This is a genomic window from Mesorhizobium sp. M0195, assembly GCF_040322115.1.
Classification (GTDB): domain Bacteria; phylum Pseudomonadota; class Alphaproteobacteria; order Rhizobiales; family Rhizobiaceae; genus Mesorhizobium.
In genome coordinates, this window is sequence record NZ_JAMYSV010000007.1 from 242237 (window position 1) to 265403 (window position 23167).

The following is a 23167-nucleotide window of genomic DNA, read 5'->3' on the forward strand; positions in this document are numbered from 1 at the left end:
TTCTCTTGTTTCAGGTCTCGGTTTTCGGGACTTGATCCCGAAAGCCGGATTCCAACGGGTCACATACCAGATCAGAAGATCTGGCAGAGGATTTCCCCGCCGACATTCTGTTCGCGCGCTTCGTGGTCGGCCATCACACCCTTCGGCGTCGAAAGAATGGCGATGCCGAGGCCGTTGGCGACGTGTGGTATCGACTTGGCCGAAACGTAGACGCGGCGGCCGGGCTTCGAGACCCGGGCGATTTCGCGCACCACCGGCGCACCGTCGAAATACTTCAGCTCGATCTCGATTTCGGACTTGCCGTTGTCGAAGTCGGTCTGGCTGTAGTCGCGGATATAGCCTTCGGCCTTCAGCACGTCGAGGACACGGGTGCGCAGGCGCGAAGCCGGCGTCGAAACGCTCGACTTCTTACGGCCATACGCGTTGCGGATGCGGGTCAGCATATCGCCGAGAGGATCGCTCAATGACATCTTATGTCCTCCTTACCAGCTCGACTTGACCAGGCCCGGGATCTGGCCGTTATTGCCGAGATCACGAAGCGCGATACGCGATACTTTGAGCTTGCGATAATAGGCACGCGGACGTCCGGTGACTTCGCAGCGGTTGCGGATGCGGGTCTTGGCCGAGTTGCGCGGCAGCGCCGAAAGCTTCAGCTGAGCGCGGAAGCGCTCTTCCATCGGCTTGGACTGATCCATGATGATCGCCTTGAGCACCTTGCGCTTGGCAGCGAACTGGTCCGCAAGCTTGCGGCGCCTGTTGTTCTTCTCGACTGAGCTGGTCTTTGCCATTTCAGATTTTTCCTTTTCTCGCTGCCGTTACTGGCGGAAGGGGAAGTTGAAGGCCTTGAGCAATGCCCTGGCTTCGTCGTCCGTCTTCGCAGTCGTACAAACGATGACGTCCATGCCCCAGATCTGATCAACCTTGTCGTAGTTGATCTCCGGGAACACGATGTGTTCCTTGATGCCCATGGCATAGTTGCCACGGCCATCGAAGCTCTTCGGGTTGAGCCCGCGGAAGTCGCGGACGCGCGGCAGTGCGATGTTCACGAGGCGGTCGAGGAACTCGTACATGCGTTCCTTGCGCAGCGTGACCTTGGCGCCGATCGGCATCTTCTCGCGGACCTTGAAGCCGGCGATCGAGTTGCGGGCGCGGGTGACAACGGCCTTCTGGCCGGCGATCATTGCAAGGTCCTCCGCCGCGATCGAAGGCTTCTTCGAATCGCCGGTCGCCTCGCCGACGCCCATGTTCAACACGATCTTGTCGATGCGCGGAACCTGCATCTCGTTCTCGTAGCCGAACTGCTCCTGCAGCGCCTTGCGAATGGTCTCGTTGTAGACCTGCTTGAGGCGCGGCGTGTTCTGGGCAGTTGCCTGCTTGGTTTGAGCCTTAGCCATTGATGACTTCTCCCGAGCGCTTGGCGACGCGCACCTTCTTGCCGTCCTTCTGGAAGATGAAGCCGACGCGGGTCGGCTTGCCATCCTTGGGGTCGGCCAGCGCGATGTTCGACAGCTGGATCGGCGCTTCCTTGGTGATGATCCCGCCCTCTTGGGACTGGGACTGCTTCTGATGACGACGGATCAGGTTGACGCCGCGCACCAGCGCGGTGTCGTCCTTCGGCTGCACCGAAAGGACTTCGCCCGAACGGCCCTTGTCCTTGCCGGCCAGCACGACGACCTTGTCGCCTTTTCTAATCTTTTGCATTGGTCCGGCTCCTTACAGCACTTCAGGCGCGAGCGAGATGATCTTCATGTGGTTCTTGGCGCGGAGTTCGCGCGGAACCGGTCCGAAGATACGCGTGCCGATCGGCTCTTTCTTGTTGTCGACGAGAACGGCTGCGTTCTTGTCGAAACGGATCACGCTGCCGTCCGGGCGGCGGATGTCCTTGGCCGTGCGAACCACGACCGCCTTCATCACATCGCCCTTCTTGACGCGGCCGCGCGGGATGGCTTCCTTGATCGACACCACGATGATGTCGCCCACGGAAGCGTATTTCCGCTTCGAGCCGCCCAGCACCTTGATGCACATGACACGACGGGCGCCGGAATTATCCGCGACGTCGAGGTTTGTTTGCATCTGAATCATGACTGGCCGCCTTCTTCTTTTCTAACGGGACGGGTTTCTCACCCCTCCCCGGTCTGTCCAAAATTCGTTTCGTTAGCCCCGATCAGGCCTGGTCCGAAGACACCACGACCCAGCGCTTGTCCTTGGAAATCGGCTTCGATTCCTGGATGAACACCTGATCACCGACCTTGTGGGCGTTGTTCTCGTCGTGCGCCTTGTACTTCTTGGTCATGCGCACGGTCTTCTTCATCACGGGATGCGTGAAGCGCCGTTCGACCTTGACGACAACCGTCTTCTCGTTCTTGTCGCTGACGACGGTGCCCTGCAGAATGCGCTTTGGCATGGTTTTCGTCCTTAAGCCTTCTTGGCCGCGGACTTTTCCGCAGCGATGGTCTTGATACGCGCAATGTCCTTGCGGACCTGCCTCACGCGCGCGGTCTTCTCAAGCTGGCCGGTGGCCTTCTGGAAGCGCAGGTTTAACTGCTCCTTCTTCAGGCTGGCCAGGTCGTCGGTCAGCTGGTCCTGCGTCTTGGTCCGGATGTCTTCGGCTTTCATGATCAGCCCGTCCTTATTCTGCGATGCGCTGTACGAAGCGCGTCCTGACCGAGAGCTTGGCCGCGCCGAGACGCAGCGCCTCACGGGCGGTTTCCTCGTTGACGCCGTCGATCTCGAACATGATGCGACCCGGCTTGACGCGTGCCGCCCAATAGTCGACCGCGCCCTTGCCCTTACCCATACGGACTTCAGTCGGCTTCGACGTAACCGGCACGTCCGGGAAGATACGGATCCACACCCGGCCGGCGCGCTTCATCTCGCGGGTGATCGCGCGGCGGGCCGCCTCGATCTCACGCGCGGTGACGCGGTTCGGCTCAAGCGCCTTCAGCCCGAAACCACCGAAATCCAGGTTGGTGCCGCCCTTGGCGGTACCGTGGATGCGGCCCTTGAACTGCTTGCGGAACTTTGTGCGCTTTGGCTGCAGCATCGTTCTAACTCCAAATTCCTGACTGTCTTACGCGTTTTCGCGACGGCGACCGCGCTCGCGCTCACCACCACCGCCATGCGCATGATCGCCCTCGGTGGCGCGGCGCTCCGATGCCATCGGGTCGTGCTCAAGGATTTCGCCCTTGAACACCCAGACCTTGACGCCACAGATGCCGTAGGCCGTATTCGCCTCGGCCGTGCCGTAGTCGACGTCGGCGCGCAACGTATGCAGCGGCACGCGGCCTTCGCGATACCACTCCATGCGCGCGATCTCGGCGCCGCCGAGACGGCCAGCGCAGTTGATGCGGATGCCTTCGGCACCCAGGCGCATCGCCGACTGGACGGCGCGCTTCATGGCGCGGCGGAACGCGATGCGGCGCTCGAGCTGCTGGGCGATCGACTGGGCGACCAGGGTCGCGTCGATCTCCGGCTTGCGCACTTCGACGATGTTCAGATGCGTCTCGGACTTGGTCATCTCCATCAGCTTCTTGCGAAGCTTCTCGATGTCGGCGCCCTTCTTGCCGATGATCAGGCCCGGACGCGCCGCATGGATGGTGACGCGGCACTTCTTGTGCGGACGCTCGATCACGACCTTCGAGATCGCAGCCTGCTTGAGTTCCTTCTCAAGATATTTGCGGATCTTGATGTCCTCGTGCAGCAGCTTGCCGTACTCGCCGGTGTTCGCGAACCACCGCGAATCCCAGGTGCGGTTGATGCCGAGACGCAGACCGATCGGATTGACTTTCTGGCCCATTATGCGGCCTCCCCTTTTTCTTCGACTTCACGAACGACGATCGTGAGGTGCGAGAACGGCTTCTCGATACGGCTGGCGCGACCACGGCCACGGGCATGGAACCGCTTCATGACAATCGACTTGCCGACATAGGCTTCCGCCACGATCAGCGCATCGACGTCGAGGTCGTGGTTGTTTTCCGCGTTGGCGATCGCCGATTCCAGCGTCTTCTTGACCGTGCCGGAAATCCGCTTGGCCGAGAATTCGAGGTCGGAAAGCGCTGTCGCGACCTTCTTGCCGCGGATCAGCGCGGCAACCAGGTTCAGCTTCTGCGGGCTGATACGGATCGTGCGCAACACGGCGCGCGCTTCGTTGTCAGCAAGCCTGCGCGGAGCTTTGGCCTTGCCCATGATTATTTCCTCTTCGCCTTCTTATCCGCGCCGTGACCGTAATAGGTCCGGGTCGGAGCGAATTCACCGAACTTGTGACCGACCATGTCCTCGTTCACCGAGACGGGAACGTGTTTCTGGCCGTTGTAGACACCGAAGGTGAAGCCGACGAACTGCGGCAGGATGGTGGAGCGGCGGCTCCACATCTTGATCACCTCATTGCGACCACCTTCACGAACCTTGTCCACCTTCTTCAGAAGGTAGCCGTCGATGAAGGGGCCTTTCCAAATCGAACGAGTCACTTGGCGTTACCTCTTCTTAGCTCTTGCGCTGATGGCGCGAGCGCAGGATGAACTTGTCGGTCGCCTTGTTGGACCGCGTCTTCTTGCCCTTGGTCGGCTTGCCCCAGGGCGAAACCGGATGGCGGCCACCCGAGGTGCGGCCTTCGCCGCCGCCATGCGGATGGTCGACCGGGTTCATGGTCACACCGCGATTGTGCGGACGTTTGCCACGCCACACGGTGCGGCCAGCCTTGCCGTCATTGATGTTGCCGTGGTCCGGGTTGGACACGGCGCCGACAGTGGCCATGCAGGAGCCGTGGACGACACGCTGCTCGCCCGAATTGAGGCGCAGGATCGCCATGCCCTGGTCGCGGCCGACGAGCTGGCCATAACCACCGGCCGAACGGGCGACCTGAGCGCCCTTGCCGGGCTTCAGCTCGATATTATGGACGATCGTGCCGACCGGCATAGAGGCCAGCGGCATCGCGTTGCCCGGCTTCACGTCGACCGATTCACCGGCCACGATCTTGTCGCCGGGAGCCAGACGCTGCGGGGCGATGATGTAGGACAGCTCGCCATCGTCGTACTTGATCAGCGCAATGAAGGCGGTGCGGTTCGGATCGTACTCGATACGCTCAACCGTACCGACGACGTCGAACTTGCGGCGCTTGAAGTCGATGATGCGGTAGGTGCGCTTGTGACCGCCGCCGATGAAGCGGGCCGTGATGCGGCCGTAATTGTTGCGGCCGCCCGACTTGGTCAGGCCTTCGGTCAGGCCCTTGACGGGCTTGCCCTTGTAGAGGCCCGAGCGGTCGACGATGACCAGCTGACGGGTGCTCGGCGTTACCGGGTTGAATTTTTTCAGTGTCATTGTTCTGTCCTCGCGACCTTGCTCAGAGACCCGTCGCGACGTCGATCGACTGGCCGTCGGCCAGCGTCACAACCGCCTTCTTGACGTCGCTCTGGCGGCCGATCGTGCCGCGGAAGCGCTTGATCTTGCCCTTGCGGACAAGCGTGTTCACAGCCATCACCTTGACGCCGAACAGCGCTTCGACGGCGGCCTTGATTTCCGGCTTCGACGCCTTCTTGGCAACATTGAAGACGACCTGGTTCTGCTCGGAAGCCATGGTCGACTTTTCGGTGATCGCCGGCGAGACGATCACGTCGTAGTGACGAAGGTCGGTCATTTGAAGCGCTCCTCGAGAGCCTCGACGGCGGCCTTGGAAAGGACCAGCGTGCCGCGGCGCAGAATGTCGTAGACGTTGATGCCCTGGATGGGCAGCACGTCGATGTTCGGGATGTTGGTCGCCGCCAGCTTGAAATTCTTGTCAAGCTCGGCGCCGCCGATCACCAGGGCGTTGCTCAGGCCCAGCGTCGCGAAATTCGCGATCAGTGCCTTGGTCTTGGCCTCGGTCAGCTTCAGCTCGTCAATGATGATGATCGACGCGCTTTTGGCCTTGGCCGAAAGCGCATGCTTGAGACCGAGCGCACGCACCTTCTTCGGCAGATCGTGCTCGTGGCTGCGCACGACCGGGCCGTGGGCCTTGCCGCCGCCGCGGAACTGCGGAGCGCGAGCCGAATGGTGACGGGCGCGGCCGGTACCCTTCTGCTTGTACATCTTGGCGCCGGTGCGGGCGATTTCCGCGCGGCCCTTGGCCTTGTGCGTGCCCTGCTGCTTCTTGGCGAGCTGCCAGCGCACGACGCGCTGCAGGATGTCCTCGCGCGGATCAAGGCCGAAAATCTCTTCGGAGAGCTTCAGCTTACCGGCGTCCTTGCCGCCAAGCGTTGTAATCTTGAGGTCCATTATTCCGCTCCCTCTGTGGCCGGGGCCTCGTTCTTGGCGGCACCATCGGTTGCAACGGCGCGGATCGCGGCGGGCTTCGGCGCATTGGCCGGAAGCGCCACCTTGGCCGCATCGCGGACCAGGATCCATGCACCCTTCGAACCCGGGACCGCACCGCGGATCAGGATCAGGCCACGATCGGCGTCGGTCGAGACGACCTCGACATTCTGCGTGGTGACGCGGGTGTCACCCATGTGGCCGGCCATATGCTTGCCCTTGAACACCTTGCCCGGATCCTGGCGCTGGCCGGTCGAACCGTGTGTACGGTGCGACACCGAGTTGCCGTGCGTCGCGCGGCCGCCACCCATGTGGTGCCGCTTGATGACGCCCTGGAAACCCTTGCCGATCGTGGTTCCCGTCACATCGACCTTCTGGCCGACGACGAAATGCTCGACGGTGATCTCGGCGCCGACATCGATCATGTTGTCGGCGGAGACGCGGAACTCGGCAACCTTGGCCTTAGGCTCGACGGAAGCGGTCGCGAAATGGCCGCGCATCGCCTTCGACGTGTTCTTCACCTTGGCAAGGCCAACGCCGAGTTGGACGGCGGTATAGCCGTTCTTCTCCTGCGTGCGCTGCGCCACGACCTGGCAGTTCTCCATCTGGAGAACAGTGACGGGAACATGTTCCCCGGCATCGTTGTAGATGCGGGTCATTCCCACCTTCTTTGCAATCACACCTGAACGCATCGGTTCAATTCCTTTAGAGTTCCCTGTCGGGGCTGTCGCCCCTCCACGCCTCTTGTTCCTTCAGAGTTCCGGGTCGCCCCGCTGACCTCTGGTTCCTTAGAGCTTGATCTCGACGTCGACACCGGCGGCCAGGTCGAGCTTCATCAAAGCATCGACCGTCTGCGGGGTCGGGTCGACGATGTCGAGCAGACGCTTGTGCGTGCGCATCTCGAACTGCTCGCGGCTCTTCTTGTCGACATGAGGCGACCGGTTGACCGTGAACTTTTCGATCCGCGTCGGCAGCGGAATTGGGCCGCGGACGTTGGCGCCGGTGCGCTTGGCGGTCGACACGATTTCCCGTGTCGAGGCGTCGAGCACCCGGTGATCAAACGCCTTCAGGCGGATGCGGATATTCTGTCCGTTCATGCGTCACTTCCTTGTTCTGGCGCGGCGCGGGCAGCGCCCGCGACAGATCGGTTTAAGTCCAAATTACTCTTTGATGGTGACGACGATGCCGGCACCGACGGTGCGGCCGCCTTCACGGATGGCGAAGCGCAGCTTCTCTTCCATGGCGATCGGCACGATCAGCTCGACATCGACGGTGATGTTGTCGCCCGGCATCACCATCTCGGTGCCTTCCGGCAGCGACACGATGCCGGTCACGTCCGTCGTGCGGAAATAGAACTGCGGACGGTAGTTGGTGAAGAACGGCGTATGGCGGCCGCCTTCGTCCTTGGTCAGGATGTAGGCTTCGGCAACGAACTTCTTGTGCGGCTTGACGGTGCCGGGCTTGGCCAGGACCTGGCCGCGCTCGACGCCTTCACGGTCGACACCGCGCAGCAGCGCGCCGATGTTGTCGCCGGCCTGACCCTGGTCGAGCAGCTTGCGGAACATCTCGACGCCCGTGCAGGTCGTCTTGGTGGTCGGACGGATGCCGACGATCTCCAGCTCCTCGCCGACCTTGACGACGCCGCGCTCGACGCGGCCGGTCACCACCGTGCCACGGCCCGAGATCGAGAACACGTCCTCGATCGGCATCAGGAACGGCTTGTCGAGCGGACGAACCGGCGTCGGTATATAGGCATCGACCGCAGCCATCAGTTCGCGGATGGCGTCCTCGCCGATCTTCTTGTCGCTATCTTCAAGGGCGGCAAGCGCCGAACCCTTGACGATCGGAATGTCGTCGCCGGGGAACTCGTTCTTGGTCAAAAGCTCGCGCACCTCGAGCTCGACCAGCTCGAGCAGCTCGGCGTCGTCGACCTGGTCGACCTTGTTCAAAAACACCACGATCGAGGGCACGCCGACCTGGCGGGCCAAAAGGATGTGCTCGCGGGTCTGCGGCATCGGGCCGTCGGCGGCCGACACCACCAGGATCGCGCCGTCCATCTGCGCGGCACCGGTGATCATGTTCTTCACATAGTCGGCGTGGCCGGGGCAATCGACATGGGCATAGTGGCGGTTGGCGGTCTCGTATTCGACATGCGCCGTCGAAATGGTGATGCCGCGCGCCTTCTCTTCGGGCGCCGCATCGATCTGGTCATAGCGCTTGTATTCGCCAAAATACTTGGTGATCGCCGCCGTCAGCGACGTCTTGCCATGGTCGACGTGACCAATCGTGCCAATGTTCACATGAGGCTTAGTGCGCTCGAATTTACCTTTTGCCATGTGATCTCTCCATTCCTGCCAGCCCGTGCGGGCCTTGAATTAAGTTACTGGTGCAACTCGTTTCGAGTTACGCGTATTTCTTCTGGACTTCCTGCGCGACCGCGGTCGGGACCGGCTCGTAATGGTCGAACTGCATCGTGTAGGCCGCGCGGCCCTGGCTCATCGAGCGAAGGTTGTCCACGTATTTGAACATGTTGGCGAGCGGCACCATCGCGTTGATGACCACCGCGACACCGCGGGCCTCCTGGCCCTGGATCTGGCCACGACGGCCGTTCAGGTCGCCGATAACGCTGCCGACGTAATCTTCCGGCGTCACCACCTCGACCTTCATGATCGGCTCGAGCAACTGCACGCCAAGCTTGGGCGCTGCTTCACGGAAGCAGGCGCGGCCGGCGATTTCGAAGGCCAGAACCGACGAGTCCACGTCGTGGTAGGCGCCATCGATCAGCGTCGCCTTGACGCCGATCATCGGGAAGCCGGCGAACGGGCCCGAGGTCATGACGCTGTTGATGCCCTTTTCGACACCGGGAATGTATTCCTTCGGCACAGCGCCGCCAACGATCTTGGTTTCGAACTCGAATTCGCTGCTTTCCGGATTCGGCTCGAACAGGATCTTGACGCGGGCGAACTGGCCGGTACCGCCGGTCTGCTTCTTGTGCGTGTAGTCCTGCTCGTGCTTGCGGGTGATCGTCTCGCGGTAGGCCACCTGCGGTGCGCCGACATTGGCCTCGACCTTGAACTCGCGACGCATGCGGTCGACGATGATGTCGAGGTGAAGTTCGCCCATGCCGGAGATGATCGTCTGGCCGCTTTCCTCGTCGGTCTTGACGCGGAAGGACGGATCCTCGGCGGCCAGGCGGTGAAGGGCGAGACCCATCTTTTCCTGGTCGTTCTTGGTCTTCGGCTCGATGGCGATCTGGATAACCGGATCGGGGAATTCCATGCGCTCGAGGATGACCGGATGCAGCGGATCACTGAGCGTGTCGCCGGTGGTGGTGTCCTTGAGACCAGCGAGGGCGACGATGTCGCCGGCAAACGCCTCTTCGACGTCGGCGCGCGAATTCGCATGCATCTGCAACATGCGGCCGATGCGCTCTTTCTTGCCCTTCACGGTGTTGTCGACCGAGATGCCCTTGGTGAGCTTGCCCGAATAGATGCGGGCAAAGGTGAGCGAACCGACGAACGGGTCGTTCATGATCTTGAAGGCGAGCATCGACAGCGGCTCGTTGTCGTCGGCATGACGCTCGATCTCGGCGTCGGTCTTGGCGTCGACGCCCTTGATGGCAGGGACATCGGCCGGCGACGGCAGATATTCGACGACGGCGTCGAGCAGCGGCTGCACGCCCTTATTCTTGAAGGCCGAGCCGCAGAACATCGGATAGAACTTCACCGCGATCGTGCCCTTGCGGATGAGCGCACGGATCTCGTCGTTGCTCGGCATCTTGCCTTCGAGGTAATTCTCGAGCGCCGTTTCGTCCATTTCGACGGCGGCCTCAATCATCTTCTCGCGGTATTCTTCGGCACGAGCCTTGAGGTCGGCAGGGATCTCGACGATGTCCCAGGCAGCGCCCAGCGTCTCGTCGCGCCAGACCAGCGCGTTCATCTCGACGAGGTCGACGACACCCTTGAACTCGGTCTCGGCGCCGATCGGCAGCTGCATGACGACGGCATGCGCACCGAGGCGCGAACCGATCATCTCGACCGAGCGGTAAAAGTCGGCGCCGATCTTGTCCATCTTGTTGCAGAAGATCATGCGCGGCACGCGATACTTGTCGGCCTGGCGCCAGACGGTCTCCGTCTGCGGCTCGACACCGGCATTGGCATCGAGCAGCGCGATGGCGCCGTCGAGCACGCGCAGCGAACGCTCGACCTCGATGGTGAAGTCGACGTGGCCGGGGGTGTCGATGATGTTGAAGCGATACATCTTGCCGTCGCGACCCTTCCAGAAGGTCGTGGTGGCGGCCGACGTGATGGTGATGCCGCGCTCCTGCTCCTGCTCCATCCAATCCATGGTCGCAGCGCCGTCGTGGACTTCGCCGATCTTGTGCGACTTGCCCGTGTAATAGAGGACGCGCTCGGTGGTCGTCGTCTTGCCGGCGTCGATATGCGCCATGATACCGAAATTGCGGTAGTCTTCGATTTTATATTCGCGGGCCATGGGAGGTGCCTCTTCAGTCTCGTTCGCGCTTTACCAGCGGTAGTGCGCGAAAGCGCGGTTGGCTTCTGCCATCTTGTGGGTGTCTTCACGCTTCTTGACGGCGGTGCCGCGGTTGTTGGCCGCGTCCATCAGCTCGCCGGAGAGGCGGTCGACCATGGTGGTCTCGTTGCGGTTGCGGGCGGCAGCGATCAGCCAGCGGATGGCCAATGCCTGCCGGCGCTCGGGGCGCACGTCGACCGGAACCTGGTAGGTGGCACCGCCGACGCGGCGCGAACGCACTTCCACATGCGGCGCGACATTGTCGAGCGCCTGATGGAAGACGGTGACCGGCTCCTGCTTGGTCTTGGACTGAACCTGGTCGAGCGCGCCGTAGACGATGGTCTCGGCAACCGACTTCTTGCCATCATACATGACGGCATTCATGAACTTGGTGACGATCAGGTCGCCGAACTTCGGGTCCGGATTGATCTCACGCTTTTCTGCACTGTGACGACGGGACATTTTTTCTCTGCCTCAATTCTACGCGGTGGCCTGGATCCCGGATCGTCGCTTGACGCCGTCCGGAACGACCTTGGCTACGCTTCGGTCACTTCGGACGCTTGGCGCCGTATTTCGAACGGCGCTGCTTGCGGTTCTTCACGCCTTGCGTGTCGAGCACGCCGCGGATGATGTGGTAACGGACGCCCGGAAGATCCTTAACGCGGCCGCCGCGGATCATCACCACCGAGTGTTCCTGAAGGTTGTGGCCTTCGCCGGGGATGTAACCGATCACTTCAAAACCATTGGTCAGACGGATCTTGGCCACCTTGCGCAGCGCCGAGTTCGGCTTCTTCGGCGTCGTGGTGTAGACGCGCGTGCAGACGCCCCGCTTCTGCGGGTTCTGCTGCATGGCCGGGACCTTGTTGCGCTTCACCGGCGCAATGCGCGGCTTGCGGATCAGCTGGTTGACGGTAGGCATTAAACCCTCTTGTCTCTCAATTCCGTGTCTTGCCCGGTCAGGGCCGCTCAAAGCGTCTTTCCATACGCAAATTCGGGCCACAAACCGCGCCTCGCGGTCTTGCCCGAACAAATGGCAGAGGAAGCGGAAGCCGCTTCATGCACGCCGGAAATGTCTTTTCGCTCGTAAAACGAACCCTGTTTGAGGCAAACTCCAAAGCGTGTCGCTTCGGAAGCGAGAGCCTCACATCGGTTCTGACTGGGCGGCTTCTACTCGTGTGACCACTGTCCGTCAACCCCGGAGCGGCAAATATTGCGCTGAACCCGAGGTTTGGCAGCCATGCGAAAAACGCATGTAATTTTCTTGCGCCGTTTTTCAAGAGGAAGGCAGAAAGTGACCGGCTTGCGGCTGTTTCCACGCCGTGCTTCGTGCGAAAAGGCGGCATGAACAGCCCAAAACCCCTCGCCCGGAGGTACGAACCCGTGAATGACAATGAGGAGCGCCCGGTCACCATTATTACCGGCCGGGTGTGGAAGCGCAAAGGCGGCAAGCCGGAAGGCGTGCATGTGATGCTGGTCGCCCCGGACGACGATTCGGCGGTGCGCCGCGCTCTCGAATCACTTGCCGCGGAAGGTTACGCCGAGGCCGAGCTCGACCAGATCGGTGACCTGGACGGCGTGCCCGACGAGGAGCCGCATCTGTCCGCCTATCAGGGCGCGCTCGAAGGCGAAGTGTCAATCGTGACCTTCGATGTGCCGATCTGAAGAGATCTGAATCGCGGTCGATCTCACGGCCGGCGACAAAAGCCCGGCGACTTGCCCGACACAAGTTCTCTGCTAAGAAGCGACCTCTGGTAAAACCAAGCACACTCAACCTGCGGAGCTCCCATGTCCTCTAATCCCATCAAGCTCGGCATCGTGGGCGTGGGAAAGATCGTCCGCGACCAGCACCTGCCGGCCTTGGCGAAGGACCAGGATTATCGCCTGGTCGCCGCAGCGAGCCGCCACGGCAAAGTCGAAGACATCCCGAATTTCCCGACGATTGAGGCGATGCTCGACTCGGTGCCGGAGCTCGAGGCGGTGTCGCTTTGCATGCCGCCGCAGTTCCGTTATGACGCCGCACGCACGGCGCTGGTGGCGAAAAAGCATGTCTTCCTGGAAAAGCCGCCGGGCGCGACCGTCAGCGAGGTCGAGGACCTGAAAGCGCTGGCGGCAGCGAACGGCGTCTGCCTGTTCGCCAGTTGGCATTCACGCTATGCGCCGGCTGTCGAGGCCGCTCGCGCTTTCCTCGGTTCAACCAAAATCAGATCGGCCGCTATCATCTGGAAGGAAGATGTCCGCCGCTGGCATCCGAATCAGGAATGGATCTGGGCACCGGGCGGCTTCGGCGTCTTCGATCCGGGCATTAACGCACTGTCGATCGCCACCCACATCCTGCCGCCAATGTTCATCAGTTCGGCAGAGCTCGATTTTCCGGAGAACCGTGCATCCCCGGTCGCGGCCCATGTCACCTTCCGCACCTCGGACGGATTGCCAGTGACGATGGAACTCGATTGGCTTCAGACCGGCCCGCAGAGCTGGGACATCCTGGCCGAGACGGACCGGGGTAAAATGGTGCTTTCCGGCGGCGGCTCGAAGCTCGCCGTCGACGGCCGCGTCGTTCACGAGGAGCCGGAAGCGGAATACCCGATGCTTTACAGGCGCTTTGCCGAGATCGTGCGCGCGGGTACCTCCGACGTCGATCTCGCGCCCCTTCAGCACGTCGCCGACGCCTTCATGCTGGGCAAGCGCAATGTGGTGCAAGCTTTTTTCGATTGATCAGCGGGCGTCGGCCGGATCGCATGTCCGGCCACTCACCGCGCAAGTTCAATTGACGATCGCTATAGCAAAGCCGTCATAGCCTTTGGCGCCAACAATCTGGATCGCGGTGCCTTCCAGACGCTTGTGGCTGCCGATGAACGAGAACGCCGCGCGTGCCCCTTCGACATTGGCGTCACGACCATCTTCATTCACCACCGCGCCGTCACGGATGACATTGTCGCAGACGATGACGGTCCCCGGCCTCGAAAGACGCATGGCCCACGACAGATAGTGCGGGTTGTTCGGCTTGTCGGCGTCGATGAAGATGAAGTCGAACGACCCGGCATTCTCGGCGCCTAACGCCGCAAGCGATTGAAGCGCCGGTCCGACCCGCAGTTCTACCGGTCCGACACCCCTGCGCGTTCAAAGTTCGACCGCGCGACACTGGCGTGGTGCGGGTCAAGCTCGAGTGTCACGACCTTGCCGTCCACGGGCAACGCTCGCGCCATCCAGATTGTCGAGTAGCCGCCCAACGTGCCGATTTCGAGTACCTTCTTGGCTCCCTGCATTCGCGCAAGAAGTGACAGCAGCTTGCCTTGTGCCGGCGAAACATCGATCGCCGGCAGGCCGTGGTCATGGTTGGCCGCCAGAACGGCATCGAGGGCGGGATCCGCATCGAAAAAAGCCTCGACAATGTAGTCGTCGACAGAAGCCCAGGTCTTCATGCTCATCGTTTTCTTCTCCGATCCGATTAGAGAACCAAAATGCGAAAAGGGGCCACTTGGCCCCTTTTCTATCTTCTCTTTCTTGTGCGCTTACTGCGCGGCGGAAGCCATGTCGGTCAGCATCGGCTCGGCGACCTCGACGCCGGACGCCTTGCGGCGCTCGTCGATGATCAGTTCGTCGCGCGAGGTGGCGATGCGCCGGATCTGGCTCATCGTGCCGCCGGTGCCGGCCGGGATCAGCCGGCCGACGATGACGTTTTCCTTCAGCCCCTGCAGCATGTCGGTCTTGCCGGCAACCGCAGCTTCGGTCAGCACCCTCGTCGTCTCCTGGAAGGAGGCGGCCGAGATGAAGGACGGCGTCTGCAGCGAGGCCTTGGTGATGCCGAGCAACACCGGCTGGCCTTCTGCCGGCTTCTTGCCTTCCTCGACCAGGCGCTCGTTGACCTCTTCCAGTTCGATCACGTCGACGTGGTCGCCCGGAATGTAGGTCGAATCGCCCTGCGTGGTGATCTCGACCTTCTGCAGCATCTGGCGAACGATCACCTCGATGTGCTTGTCGTTGATCGACACGCCCTGCAGTCGGTAGACCTCCTGGATTTCGTTGACGAGGTAGGAGGCAAGCGCCTCCACGCCCTTGATCGCCAGGATGTCGTGCGGCGCCGGATTGCCGTCGAGGATGTAGTCGCCCTTCTCGATGACGTCGCCGTCCTGGAGATGGAACGGCTTGCCCTTCGGGATCAGGTATTCGACCGGCTCAAGCGTCGAGTCATGCGGTTCGATGATGATACGGCGCTTGTTCTTGTAGTCGCGGCCGAAGCGGATCGTGCCATCGATCTCGGCGATGATGGCGTGATCCTTCGGACGGCGTGCCTCGAACAGCTCGGCAACACGCGGCAGACCGCCGGTGATGTCCTTGGTCTTGGCGCTTTCCATCGGAATACGCGCCAGCACGTCGCCGGGGCGAACCTGTGCGCCCGGCTCGACCGAAAGAATGGCCTCGACCGAGAGCAGGAAGCGGGCGTCGCCACCCTTCGACAGCTTGCCGACCTTACCCTTGGCATCCAGGACGGCGATCGCCGGCTTGAGGTCGTTGCCGCGTGGCGTCGAACGCCAGTCGATGACCTCGCGCTTGGTGATGCCGGTCGATTCGTCGGCGGTTTCCTGAACGGAAATGCCGTCGACCAGATCCTCGAACGCGACCTTGCCCTCGATTTCGGTGAGGACCGGGCGGGTATAAGGATCCCACTCGGCGATACGCTGGCCGCGCTTCACCTTGTCGCCATCGTCGACGAAGATGCGCGAACCGTAGGTGACGCGGTGCGTGGCGCGTTCCTTGCCGGCCTCGTCGAGGATCAGCACCGCCATATTGCGGCCCATGACCATCAGCTGGCCGTCGGAGTTGCGCACCACGTTGCGGTTGCGGATCTCGACCTTGCCCTCGTACGAGGCTTCAAGGAACGAGGAATCCACCACCTGCGCCGTGCCGCCCATGTGGAAGGTGCGCATGGTGAGCTGGGTGCCCGGCTCGCCGATCGACTGCGCCGCGATGACGCCGACAGCCTCGCCCTGGTTGACGGGCGTGCCGCGGGCCAGATCGCGTCCGTAGCAGACCGCGCAGACGCCGACCCTGACCTCGCAGGTCAGCGCCGAACGGATGCGGACCGATTGCACGCCGGCCTTTTCGATCAGTTCCACGTCACGCTCGTCCATCAGCGTTCCGGCCTTGACCAGAACCTCGCCGGTGACCGGGTGGGTGATGTCGTCGAGCGAGGTGCGGCCGAGAACGCGCTGGCCAACCGAGGCGACGACCTGACCGGCATCGACGATCGGCTGCATGGTGAGGCCCTTGTCGGTGCCGCAGTCGAGCGAGTTGACGATGCAGTCCTGTGCCACGTCGACGAGACGACGCGTCAGATAACCCGAGTTCGCCGTCTTCAAGGCGGTGTCGGCCAGACCCTTGCGGGCGCCGTGGGTCGAGTTGAAGTACTCGAGCACGGTGAGGCCTTCCTTGAAGTTCGAGATGATCGGCGTCTCGATGATTTCACCGCTAGGCTTGGCCATCAGACCGCGCATGCCGGCGAGCTGGCGCATCTGGGTGGGCGAACCGCGCGCACCGGAGTGCGACATCATGTAGATCGAGTTCATCGGCTTCTGACGGCCGTTGTCCTCGAACTCGACAGCCTTGATGCGGGCCATCATTTCGTCGGCGACCTTTTCCGAGCACTTGGCCCAGGCGTCGACGACCTTGTTGTACTTCTCGCCCTGGGTGATCAGGCCGTCATTGTACTGCTGCTCGTACTCCTTGGCCAAAGCCTCGGTGTCGGACACCAGCTTGATCTTGGCGTCCGGAATCAGCATGTCGTCCTTGCCGAACGAAATGCCGGCACGGCAGGCGTGGCTGAAGCCGAGAGCCATGATGCGATCGCAGAAAATGACCGTCTCCTTCTGACCGCAATGGCGGTAGACGGTGTCGATCATCTTGGAGATGTTCTTCTTGGTCATCTCCTGGTTGGCGGTCTCGTACGGCACATTGTGGTTCTTCGGCAGAAGTTCGCCGATGATCATGCGGCCAGGCGTAGTGTCGTAGATCTTCGACACGACCTTGCCGTCGGCGTCGACCGTACGGAAGCGCCCCTTGATCTTGGCATGCAGCGTCACCGCCTTGGTCTCGAGCGCGTGCTGGAGCTCGCCCATGTCGGCAAACACCATGCCCTCGCCCGGCTCGTTCTGGTTGACGATCGAGAGATAGTAGAGACCGAGAACCATGTCCTGCGACGGCACGATGATCGGCGCACCGGAAGCCGGGTGCAGGATGTTGTTGGTCGACATCATCAGCACGCGGGCTTCGAGCTGCGCTTCCAGCGACAGCGGCACGTGGACCGCCATCTGGTCGCCGTCGAAGTCGGCATTGAAGGCCGTGCAGACCAGCGGGTGAAGCTGGATCGCCTTGCCTTCGATCAGGATCGGCTCGAACGCCTGGATGCCGAGGCGGTGCAGCGTCGGCGCGCGGTTCAACAGCACCGGATGCTCGCGGATGACCTCGTCGAGGATATCCCAGACCTCCGGACGCTCCTTCTCGACCAACTTCTTCGCTTGCTTGACGGTCGAGGAGTAACCCTTGGCGTCGAGACGGGCGTAGATGAAGGGCTTGAAAAGTTCGAGCGCCATCTTCTTCGGCAGGCCGCACTGGTGCAGCTTGAGCTCCGGACCGGTGACGATGACCGAGCGGCCGGAATAGTCGACGCGCTTGCCGAGCAGGTTCTGGCGGAACCGGCCCTGCTTGCCCTTCAGCATGTCGGACAGCGACTTCAGCGGACGCTTGTTGGCGCCGGTGATGACGCGGCCGCGACGGCCGTTGTCGAACAGTGCATCGACGGCTTCCTGCAGCATGCGCTTTTCATTGCGCACGATGATGCCGGGCGCGCGCAGCTCGATCAGCCGCTTCAAGCGGTTGTTGCGGTTGATGACGCGGCGATAAAGGTCGTTCAGGTCGGAGGTGGCGAAACGGCCGCCGTCCAGCGGGACAAGCGGACGCAGGTCCGGCGGAATCACCGGAACCACCTTCATGATCATCCATTCCGGACGGTTGCCGGATTCCATGAAGTTCTCGACGACCTTGAGCCGCTTCAGGTACTTCTTCTGGTTGAGCTCGGAGGTGGTCGAAGCCAGTTCCGAACGCAGATCGCCGGCGATCTTCTCGAGGTCCATGCCGGCCAGAAGGTCGTGGATCGCCTCGGCGCCGATCATGGCGGTGAACGAGTCCTCGCCATACTCGTCGACGGCCATCATGTACTCTTCCTCGCTGAGCAGCTGGTGCTCCTTCAGCGCGGTGAGGCCGGGTTCGGTGACGATGTAGTTCTCGAAGTAGAGGACCCGCTCAATGTCCTTCAGCGTCATGTCGAGCAGCGTGCCGATGCGCGACGGCAGCGACTTCAGGAACCAGATATGGGCGACCGGTGCCGCCAGTTCGATATGGCCCATGCGCTCGCGGCGGACGCGCGACAGCGTGACTTCGACGCCGCACTTCTCGCAGATGACGCCCTTGTACTTCATGCGCTTGTACTTGCCGCACAGGCACTCATAGTCCTTGATCGGACCAAAAATGCGCGCGCAGAACAGACCGTCACGCTCCGGCTTGAAGGTGCGGTAGTTGATGGTCTCCGGCTTCTTGATCTCGCCGAACGACCAGGACAGAATCTTCTCAGGGCTGGCAAGCGAGATCCTGATGGAATCGAACACCTGCGCGGGCGCCTGGGGATTGAAGAGATTCATGACCTCTTGGTTCATGCCGTTCTCCTTTTCGGGGTCCTCGAAACCCCTTGCATCTAGCGCGGGCCAAACGCCCGCCGACTTGATCGGCCATCGGCCGAAGAATTTGGGTGCGCCCCGGTCGCGAGAGCCCTCTCCCGCGACCGAGCGTCTTGCTTATTCGGCCGCGTCGGGCAGCCGGATCGGGTTGTCGTCGAGTTTGGTGTTCTCCAGCTCGACATTGAGGCCGAGAGACCGCATTTCCTTGACGAGAACGTTGAAGCTCTCGGGGATGCCGGCTTCGAAGGTGTCGTCGCCTCTGACGATCGCCTCGTAGACCTTGGTGCGGCCGGCGACGTCGTCCGACTTCACCGTCAGCATCTCCTGCAGCGTGTAGGCGGCGCCGTATGCTTCGAGCGCCCAGACCTCCATCTCGCCGAAGCGCTGGCCACCGAACTGCGCCTTGCCGCCCAGCGGCTGCTGGGTAACGAGCGAGTACGGCCCGATCGAACGCGCGTGGATCTTGTCGTCCACAAGGTGGTGAAGCTTGAGCATATATATATAGCCCATCGTCACTTTGCGATCGAACGGCTCGCCGGTGCGTCCGTCATAGAGCTGCGACTGACCGCTGGTGTGCAGGCCCGCCTGCTCCAGCATGATGTTAATGTCGGCCTCGTGCGCGCCGTCGAACACCGGTGTCGCGATGGAGACGCCGCGGCGCATCTGCTCGCTGAGGCGAATGATGCTCTCGTCGTCATATTCGCGGATCGGCTCGTTGCGGTCGTTGGCCGGCATGAAGCTCTCGAGCGTCTTGCGCAGCGGCTTGATGTCGCCCGCAGTCTTGTACGCGTCGATCAGATCGCCAATCTTCTTGCCCATTCCGGCGCAAGCCCAGCCCAGATGCGTTTCCAGGATCTGGCCGACATTCATGCGCGACGGCACACCCAGCGGGTTGAGCACGATATCGGCATGCCTGCCGTCCTCGAGGAAAGGCATGTCCTCGACCGGAACGATCCGCGACACGACACCCTTGTTGCCGTGCCGGCCGGCCATCTTGTCGCCGGGCTGCATCTTGCGCTTCACGGCCACGAAGACCTTGACCATCTTCATGACGCCCGGAGGCATTTCGTCGCCGCGCTGCACCTTCTCGACCTTGTCCATGAAGCGCTGCTCGAGCGCCTTCTTGGAATCGTCGTACTGGCCACGCAGGGCTTCCAGCTCGCTCTGGAGCTTTTCGTTCTCCACGGCAAACTGCCACCACTGCGAACGCGGATACTCGTCCAGCGTGTCCTTCGACAGCTTCGAGCCCTTCTTGAAGCCCTTCGGCCCGGCAATCGCTTCCTTGCCGACAAGAACGTCGGAAAGGCGCGAATAGACGTTGCGGTCGAGGATCGCCTGCTCGTCGTCGCGGTCCTTGGCGAGGCGTTCGATCTCCTCGCGCTCGATCGCCATGGCGCGCTCGTCCTTCTCGACGCCGTGGCGGTTGAAGACACGCACTTCGACGACGGTCCCGAAGGTTCCCGGAGGCATGCGCATCGAGGTGTCGCGCACGTCCGAGGCCTTTTCACCGAAGATGGCGCGCAGCAGCTTTTCTTCCGGCGTCATCGGGCTTTCGCCCTTCGGCGTGATCTTGCCGACCAGGATGTCGCCCGGCTGCACTTCCGCACCGATGTAGACGATGCCGGCCTCATCGAGGTTCTTCAGCGCTTCTTCCGAGACGTTCGGGATATCGCGCGTGATCTCCTCCGGCCCGAGCTTGGTGTCGCGGGCCATGACTTCGAACTCCTCGATGTGGATCGAGGTGAAGACGTCGTCGGCGACGATGCGCTCGGACAGAAGGATGGAATCCTCGTAGTTGTAGCCGTTCCACGGCATGAACGCGACCAGCACGTTCCGGCCGAGGGCCAGATCGCCGAGCTCGGTCGACGGGCCGTCGGCAATGATGTCGCCCTTGTTGACCCGGTCGCCCATGCGCACCAGCGGACGCTGGTTGATGCAGGTGTTCTGGTTCGAACGCTGGAACTTCATCAGCCGGTAGATATCGACGCCGGACTTGCCGGGATCGAGATCTTCCGTGGCGCGGATGACGATACGCGTCGCGTCCACCTGGTCGACGATGCCGCCGCGGCGGGCGCCGATGGCGGCGCCCGAGTCACGGGCGACGATCGGCTCCATGCCAGTGCCGACGAACGGCGCTTCGGCGCGCACCAGCGGCACGGCCTGACGCTGCATATTCGAGCCCATCAGCGCACGGTTGGCGTCGTCGTTCTCGAGGAACGGGATCAGGGCCGCGGCCACCGACACCATCTGCTTCGGCGATACGTCCATCAGATCGACGTTTTCGCGCGGCGCCATCATCACTTCGCCGGCGTTGCGGCAAATGACGAATTCGTCGACGAAATGACCATTCTTGTCGAGCTCGGCATTGGCCTGCGCGACGTGGTGCTTGGCCTCTTCCATAGCCGACAGGTAAACGACCTCATTGGTCAGCTTGCCATTGACGATCTTGCGGTACGGGCTCTCGATGAAGCCGTATTTGTTGACCCGCGCGAAGGTCGCCAGCGAGTTGATCAGGCCGATATTCGGGCCTTCCGGCGTCTCGATCGGGCAGATGCGACCGTAATGCGTCGGATGCACGTCGCGCACTTCGAAACCGGCACGCTCGCGGGTCAGACCGCCCGGTCCAAGCGCCGAAAGACGGCGCTTGTGGGTGATCTCCGACAGCGGGTTGGTCTGATCCATGAACTGCGACAGCTGCGAGGAACCGAAGAACTCGCGCACGGCGGCAGCCGCCGGCTTGGCGTTGATCAGGTCCTGCGGCATCACCGTGTCGATCTCGATCGAGGACATGCGTTCCTTGATCGCGCGCTCCATGCGCAGCAGCCCGACGCGGTACTGGTTCTCCATCAGCTCGCCGACCGAGCGCACGCGGCGATTGCCGAGATTGTCGATGTCGTCGATCTCGCCCTTGCCGTCGCGCAGTTCGACCAGCGTCTTGACCACGGCCAGGATGTCCTCTTTGCGCAGCACGCGCACGGTGTCCTCGGCCTTGAGCTCGAGGCGCATGTTCATCTTGACGCGGCCGACGGCCGACAAGTCGTAGCGCTCGCTGTCGAAGAACAGCGAGTTGAACATGGCTTCGGCGGTCTCGAGCGTCGGCGGCTCGCCCGGGCGCATGACACGATAGATGTCGAACAGTGCGTCCTGGCGGCTCTCGTTCTTGTCGACGTTGAGCGTGTTGCGGATATAGGCGCCGACGTTGACATGGTCGATGTCGAGAACCTTGATCTCGTCCTCGCCGGTGCCGAGCAGCACTTTCAGCGTCTTTTCGTCGATCTCGTCGCCGGCTTCGAGGAATATCTCACCGGTCGCATAGTTGACGATATCCTCGGCGAGATAGTTGCCGAGCAGATCCTCGTCGGTCGCCTTGATCGCCTTGAGACCCTTTTCGCCAAGCGCCCTGGCCTGGCGGGCAGTGATCTTCTTGCCGGCCTCGACGACGACCTCGCCGGTGTCGGCGTCAACCAGGTCACCAACGGCCTTGAGGCCGCGGAAACGCTCGACGTTGAACGGGATACGCCAATGGTCGCCGGCGCGCTTGTAGGTGATCTTGTTGTAGAAGGTCGACAGGATCTCTTCGCCGTCCATGCCGAGCGCCATCAGCAGCGACGTGACCGGAATCTTGCGGCGGCGGTCGATACGGGCGTGCACGACGTCCTTGCTATCGAACTCGATGTCGAGCCATGAGCCGCGATAGGGAATAACGCGCGCGGCAAACAGAAGCTTGCCGGACGAGTGCGACTTGCCCTTGTCATGGTCGAAGAAGACGCCCGGCGAACGGTGCATCTGCGAGACGATGACGCGCTCGGTGCCGTTGACGATGAAGGTGCCGTTCAAGGTCATGAGCGGCATGTCGCCCATGTAAACGTCCTGCTCCTTGATGTCCTTGATCGACTTCGCGCCGGTATCCTCGTCGATATCGAACACGATGAGGCGCAGCGTCACCTTGAGCGGCGCCGCGTAGGTCAGGTCGCGCTGACGGCATTCGTCAACGTCGAATTTCGGTCCCTCGAACTCGTACTTCACGAATTCCAGCATCGAGGAGCCGGAAAAATCGGAAATCGGGAAGACCGACTTGAAAACTGCCTGCAGCCCCTCGTCAGGACGCCCGCCCTTGGGCTCCTCCACCATCAGGAACTGGTCATAGGATGCCTTCTGAACCTCGATCAGGTTCGGCATCTCCGCAACTTCCGGGATCTTTCCGAAAAACTTGCGTACGCGTCTGCGGCCATTGAAAGTCTGGGTCTGGGCCATCGTCGCTCCTTAGCTCAATTCTCGGGACGAGCCTCGCCGCGGCTCGCCTTGCATCTCGGGCCACCTTGGCGGCCCTGTCTTGTTGCCCGCCGCCTGTCGGCGGCTTCTTGTCTTTTCACCCACCACCAATTGGCGGTGGGCCAGAAACGGGAGAAAACCCGTTTCCTGAAGGCCGGTTTGCGGCCCTCAGGAAAGAGGTTTTCGCACTCTTCGCGCTATGAGCCTCCCCTAGACGTGATGGGAGTGGCGGGCGGCGCGACGCCGGCCGGCGGGTCTACACGGATTCTTGAGGGTGACGTTGGCGCCGGGGGGGTGGAGGGGGGGCGGGGCCGTGTGCGGGGGGGGCGTGGGGTCGCCGTGCGGGG

24 protein-coding genes and 1 pseudogene are annotated in these 23167 nt (G+C 62.2%); 2 read left to right on the top strand and 23 right to left on the bottom strand.

From position 1 onward, the window contains the following. Window positions 1-71: 71 nt before the first annotated feature. The 20 genes from rpsH to rpsL form a co-directional block, all read right to left on the bottom strand. Window positions 72-470 (bottom strand): 30S ribosomal protein S8, encoded by a 399-nt coding sequence (gene rpsH, locus NKJ12_RS17080; protein WP_006205453.1) that lies wholly within the window; start codon window positions 468-470, stop codon window positions 72-74. 12 nt (window positions 471-482) lie between these two features. After that, window positions 483-788 carry a 30S ribosomal protein S14 gene (gene rpsN, locus NKJ12_RS17085; protein WP_023675134.1) on the bottom strand — a complete coding sequence of 102 codons (306 nt, stop codon included), beginning with the start codon at window positions 786-788 and terminating at the stop codon, window positions 483-485. A 27-nt stretch (window positions 789-815) separates the two neighbouring features. Next, entirely contained in the window at window positions 816-1394 is a 579-nt protein-coding gene (gene rplE, locus NKJ12_RS17090; RefSeq protein WP_008875670.1) for a 50S ribosomal protein L5, read from the bottom strand. Continuing rightward, complete coding sequence (rplX, locus tag NKJ12_RS17095; RefSeq protein WP_254817150.1) at window positions 1387-1701, bottom strand: 50S ribosomal protein L24; 315 nt, start codon at window positions 1699-1701, stop codon at window positions 1387-1389. The genes rplE and rplX overlap by 8 nt, the downstream gene beginning before the upstream one ends. Before the next feature lie 12 nt (window positions 1702-1713). Then, on the bottom strand, window positions 1714-2082 hold the full coding sequence (gene rplN, locus NKJ12_RS17100; protein ID WP_006205457.1) for a 50S ribosomal protein L14: 369 nt from the start codon (window positions 2080-2082) through the stop codon (window positions 1714-1716). A gap of 82 nt (window positions 2083-2164) precedes the next feature. After that, window positions 2165-2404 carry a 30S ribosomal protein S17 gene (gene rpsQ / locus NKJ12_RS17105; RefSeq protein WP_023675136.1) on the bottom strand — a complete coding sequence of 80 codons (240 nt, stop codon included), beginning with the start codon at window positions 2402-2404 and terminating at the stop codon, window positions 2165-2167. An 11-nt stretch (window positions 2405-2415) separates the two neighbouring features. Continuing rightward, complete coding sequence (rpmC, locus tag NKJ12_RS17110) at window positions 2416-2616, bottom strand: 50S ribosomal protein L29 (protein WP_352704048.1); 201 nt, start codon at window positions 2614-2616, stop codon at window positions 2416-2418. A gap of 13 nt (window positions 2617-2629) precedes the next feature. Beyond that, window positions 2630-3043, bottom strand: a complete 414-nt coding sequence (gene rplP, locus NKJ12_RS17115; protein WP_006205460.1) for a 50S ribosomal protein L16 — start codon at window positions 3041-3043, stop codon at window positions 2630-2632. 27 nt (window positions 3044-3070) lie between these two features. After that, window positions 3071-3796, bottom strand: coding sequence for a 30S ribosomal protein S3 (gene rpsC / locus NKJ12_RS17120; RefSeq protein WP_023675137.1), 726 nt, complete (start codon window positions 3794-3796; stop codon window positions 3071-3073). Beyond that, window positions 3796-4185, bottom strand: a complete 390-nt coding sequence (rplV, locus tag NKJ12_RS17125) for a 50S ribosomal protein L22 (RefSeq protein ID WP_006205462.1) — start codon at window positions 4183-4185, stop codon at window positions 3796-3798. The genes rpsC and rplV overlap by 1 nt, the downstream gene beginning before the upstream one ends. Window positions 4186-4187: 2 nt before the next feature. After that, entirely contained in the window at window positions 4188-4466 is a 279-nt protein-coding gene (rpsS, locus tag NKJ12_RS17130; RefSeq protein WP_006205463.1) for a 30S ribosomal protein S19, read from the bottom strand. A 16-nt stretch (window positions 4467-4482) separates the two neighbouring features. After that, the gene (gene rplB, locus NKJ12_RS17135; RefSeq protein ID WP_352704050.1) at window positions 4483-5316 is read right to left on the bottom strand and encodes a 50S ribosomal protein L2; all 834 of its coding nucleotides are present in this window, start codon (window positions 5314-5316) and stop codon (window positions 4483-4485) included. A 22-nt stretch (window positions 5317-5338) separates the two neighbouring features. After that, complete coding sequence (locus NKJ12_RS17140) at window positions 5339-5632, bottom strand: 50S ribosomal protein L23 (RefSeq protein ID WP_006205465.1); 294 nt, start codon at window positions 5630-5632, stop codon at window positions 5339-5341. Continuing rightward, on the bottom strand, window positions 5629-6249 hold the full coding sequence (gene rplD / locus NKJ12_RS17145; protein ID WP_023675140.1) for a 50S ribosomal protein L4: 621 nt from the start codon (window positions 6247-6249) through the stop codon (window positions 5629-5631). The genes NKJ12_RS17140 and rplD overlap by 4 nt, the downstream gene beginning before the upstream one ends. After that, entirely contained in the window at window positions 6249-6977 is a 729-nt protein-coding gene (gene rplC, locus NKJ12_RS17150; protein ID WP_023717519.1) for a 50S ribosomal protein L3, read from the bottom strand. The genes rplD and rplC overlap by 1 nt, the downstream gene beginning before the upstream one ends. Before the next feature lie 96 nt (window positions 6978-7073). Then, complete coding sequence (gene rpsJ, locus NKJ12_RS17155) at window positions 7074-7382, bottom strand: 30S ribosomal protein S10 (protein ID WP_006205468.1); 309 nt, start codon at window positions 7380-7382, stop codon at window positions 7074-7076. Between the two features lie 63 nt (window positions 7383-7445). After that, window positions 7446-8621 (bottom strand): elongation factor Tu, encoded by a 1176-nt coding sequence (tuf, locus tag NKJ12_RS17160; RefSeq protein ID WP_254817137.1) that lies wholly within the window; start codon window positions 8619-8621, stop codon window positions 7446-7448. Window positions 8622-8688: 67 nt separating this feature from the next. After that, entirely contained in the window at window positions 8689-10779 is a 2091-nt protein-coding gene (fusA, locus tag NKJ12_RS17165) for an elongation factor G (RefSeq protein WP_254817148.1), read from the bottom strand. A gap of 30 nt (window positions 10780-10809) precedes the next feature. Beyond that, window positions 10810-11280 carry a 30S ribosomal protein S7 gene (gene rpsG, locus NKJ12_RS17170; protein ID WP_008875664.1) on the bottom strand — a complete coding sequence of 157 codons (471 nt, stop codon included), beginning with the start codon at window positions 11278-11280 and terminating at the stop codon, window positions 10810-10812. Between the two features lie 85 nt (window positions 11281-11365). Continuing rightward, window positions 11366-11737: a 30S ribosomal protein S12 gene (rpsL, locus tag NKJ12_RS17175; RefSeq protein WP_006333356.1), complete on the bottom strand. Its 372-nt coding sequence runs from the start codon at window positions 11735-11737 to the stop codon at window positions 11366-11368. 461 nt (window positions 11738-12198) lie between these two features. Here rpsL and NKJ12_RS17180 point away from each other — a divergent pair, with 461 nt between their 5' ends. Further along, window positions 12199-12480: a transcriptional regulator gene (locus NKJ12_RS17180; RefSeq protein WP_254817147.1), complete on the top strand. Its 282-nt coding sequence runs from the start codon at window positions 12199-12201 to the stop codon at window positions 12478-12480. 123 nt (window positions 12481-12603) lie between these two features. Next, complete coding sequence (locus NKJ12_RS17185; protein WP_352509899.1) at window positions 12604-13533, top strand: Gfo/Idh/MocA family protein; 930 nt, start codon at window positions 12604-12606, stop codon at window positions 13531-13533. 48 nt (window positions 13534-13581) lie between these two features. Here the strand turns inward: NKJ12_RS17185 and NKJ12_RS17190 are convergent. From NKJ12_RS17190 to rpoB, 3 genes and pseudogenes are all read right to left on the bottom strand, one after another. Then, window positions 13582-14246: pseudogene (locus NKJ12_RS17190) on the bottom strand (O-methyltransferase). Between the two features lie 84 nt (window positions 14247-14330). Further along, on the bottom strand, window positions 14331-18527 hold the full coding sequence (rpoC, locus tag NKJ12_RS17195; protein ID WP_352704053.1) for a DNA-directed RNA polymerase subunit beta': 4197 nt from the start codon (window positions 18525-18527) through the stop codon (window positions 14331-14333). 138 nt (window positions 18528-18665) lie between these two features. After that, window positions 18666-22802 (bottom strand): DNA-directed RNA polymerase subunit beta, encoded by a 4137-nt coding sequence (rpoB, locus tag NKJ12_RS17200; RefSeq protein ID WP_352704055.1) that lies wholly within the window; start codon window positions 22800-22802, stop codon window positions 18666-18668. Between the last annotated feature and the right edge of the window lie 365 nt (window positions 22803-23167).

Excerpts from the sequence above, each read along its gene's own strand:
- rplC (WP_023717519.1), bottom strand. The coding sequence starts at position 6,977 with ATGCGTTCAGGTGTGATTGCAAAGAAGGTGGGAATGACCCGCATCTAC.
- rplE (WP_008875670.1), bottom strand. The coding sequence starts at position 1,394 with ATGGCTAAGGCTCAAACCAAGCAGGCAACTGCCCAGAACACGCCGCGC.
- fusA (WP_254817148.1), bottom strand. The coding sequence starts at position 10,779 with ATGGCCCGCGAATATAAAATCGAAGACTACCGCAATTTCGGTATCATG.
- rplB (WP_352704050.1), bottom strand. The coding sequence starts at position 5,316 with ATGACACTGAAAAAATTCAACCCGGTAACGCCGAGCACCCGTCAGCTG.
- rpsN (WP_023675134.1), bottom strand. The coding sequence starts at position 788 with ATGGCAAAGACCAGCTCAGTCGAGAAGAACAACAGGCGCCGCAAGCTT.
- rplD (WP_023675140.1), bottom strand. The coding sequence starts at position 6,249 with ATGGACCTCAAGATTACAACGCTTGGCGGCAAGGACGCCGGTAAGCTG.
- tuf (WP_254817137.1), bottom strand. The coding sequence starts at position 8,621 with ATGGCAAAAGGTAAATTCGAGCGCACTAAGCCTCATGTGAACATTGGC.
- rpoC (WP_352704053.1), bottom strand. The coding sequence starts at position 18,527 with ATGAACCAAGAGGTCATGAATCTCTTCAATCCCCAGGCGCCCGCGCAG.
- rpsH (WP_006205453.1), bottom strand. The coding sequence starts at position 470 with ATGTCATTGAGCGATCCTCTCGGCGATATGCTGACCCGCATCCGCAAC.
- rpsJ (WP_006205468.1), bottom strand. The coding sequence starts at position 7,382 with ATGAACGGACAGAATATCCGCATCCGCCTGAAGGCGTTTGATCACCGG.
- rpsG (WP_008875664.1), bottom strand. The coding sequence starts at position 11,280 with ATGTCCCGTCGTCACAGTGCAGAAAAGCGTGAGATCAATCCGGACCCG.
- rpsL (WP_006333356.1), bottom strand. The coding sequence starts at position 11,737 with ATGCCTACCGTCAACCAGCTGATCCGCAAGCCGCGCATTGCGCCGGTG.
- NKJ12_RS17185 (WP_352509899.1), top strand. The coding sequence starts at position 12,604 with ATGTCCTCTAATCCCATCAAGCTCGGCATCGTGGGCGTGGGAAAGATC.
- rpmC (WP_352704048.1), bottom strand. The coding sequence starts at position 2,616 with ATGAAAGCCGAAGACATCCGGACCAAGACGCAGGACCAGCTGACCGAC.
- rpoB (WP_352704055.1), bottom strand. The coding sequence starts at position 22,802 with ATGGCCCAGACCCAGACTTTCAATGGCCGCAGACGCGTACGCAAGTTT.
- rplN (WP_006205457.1), bottom strand. The coding sequence starts at position 2,082 with ATGATTCAGATGCAAACAAACCTCGACGTCGCGGATAATTCCGGCGCC.
- rpsQ (WP_023675136.1), bottom strand. The coding sequence starts at position 2,404 with ATGCCAAAGCGCATTCTGCAGGGCACCGTCGTCAGCGACAAGAACGAG.
- rplP (WP_006205460.1), bottom strand. The coding sequence starts at position 3,043 with ATGCTGCAGCCAAAGCGCACAAAGTTCCGCAAGCAGTTCAAGGGCCGC.
- rpsC (WP_023675137.1), bottom strand. The coding sequence starts at position 3,796 with ATGGGCCAGAAAGTCAATCCGATCGGTCTGCGTCTCGGCATCAACCGC.
- rplV (WP_006205462.1), bottom strand. The coding sequence starts at position 4,185 with ATGGGCAAGGCCAAAGCTCCGCGCAGGCTTGCTGACAACGAAGCGCGC.
- NKJ12_RS17140 (WP_006205465.1), bottom strand. The coding sequence starts at position 5,632 with ATGACCGACCTTCGTCACTACGACGTGATCGTCTCGCCGGCGATCACC.
- rplX (WP_254817150.1), bottom strand. The coding sequence starts at position 1,701 with ATGCAAAAGATTAGAAAAGGCGACAAGGTCGTCGTGCTGGCCGGCAAG.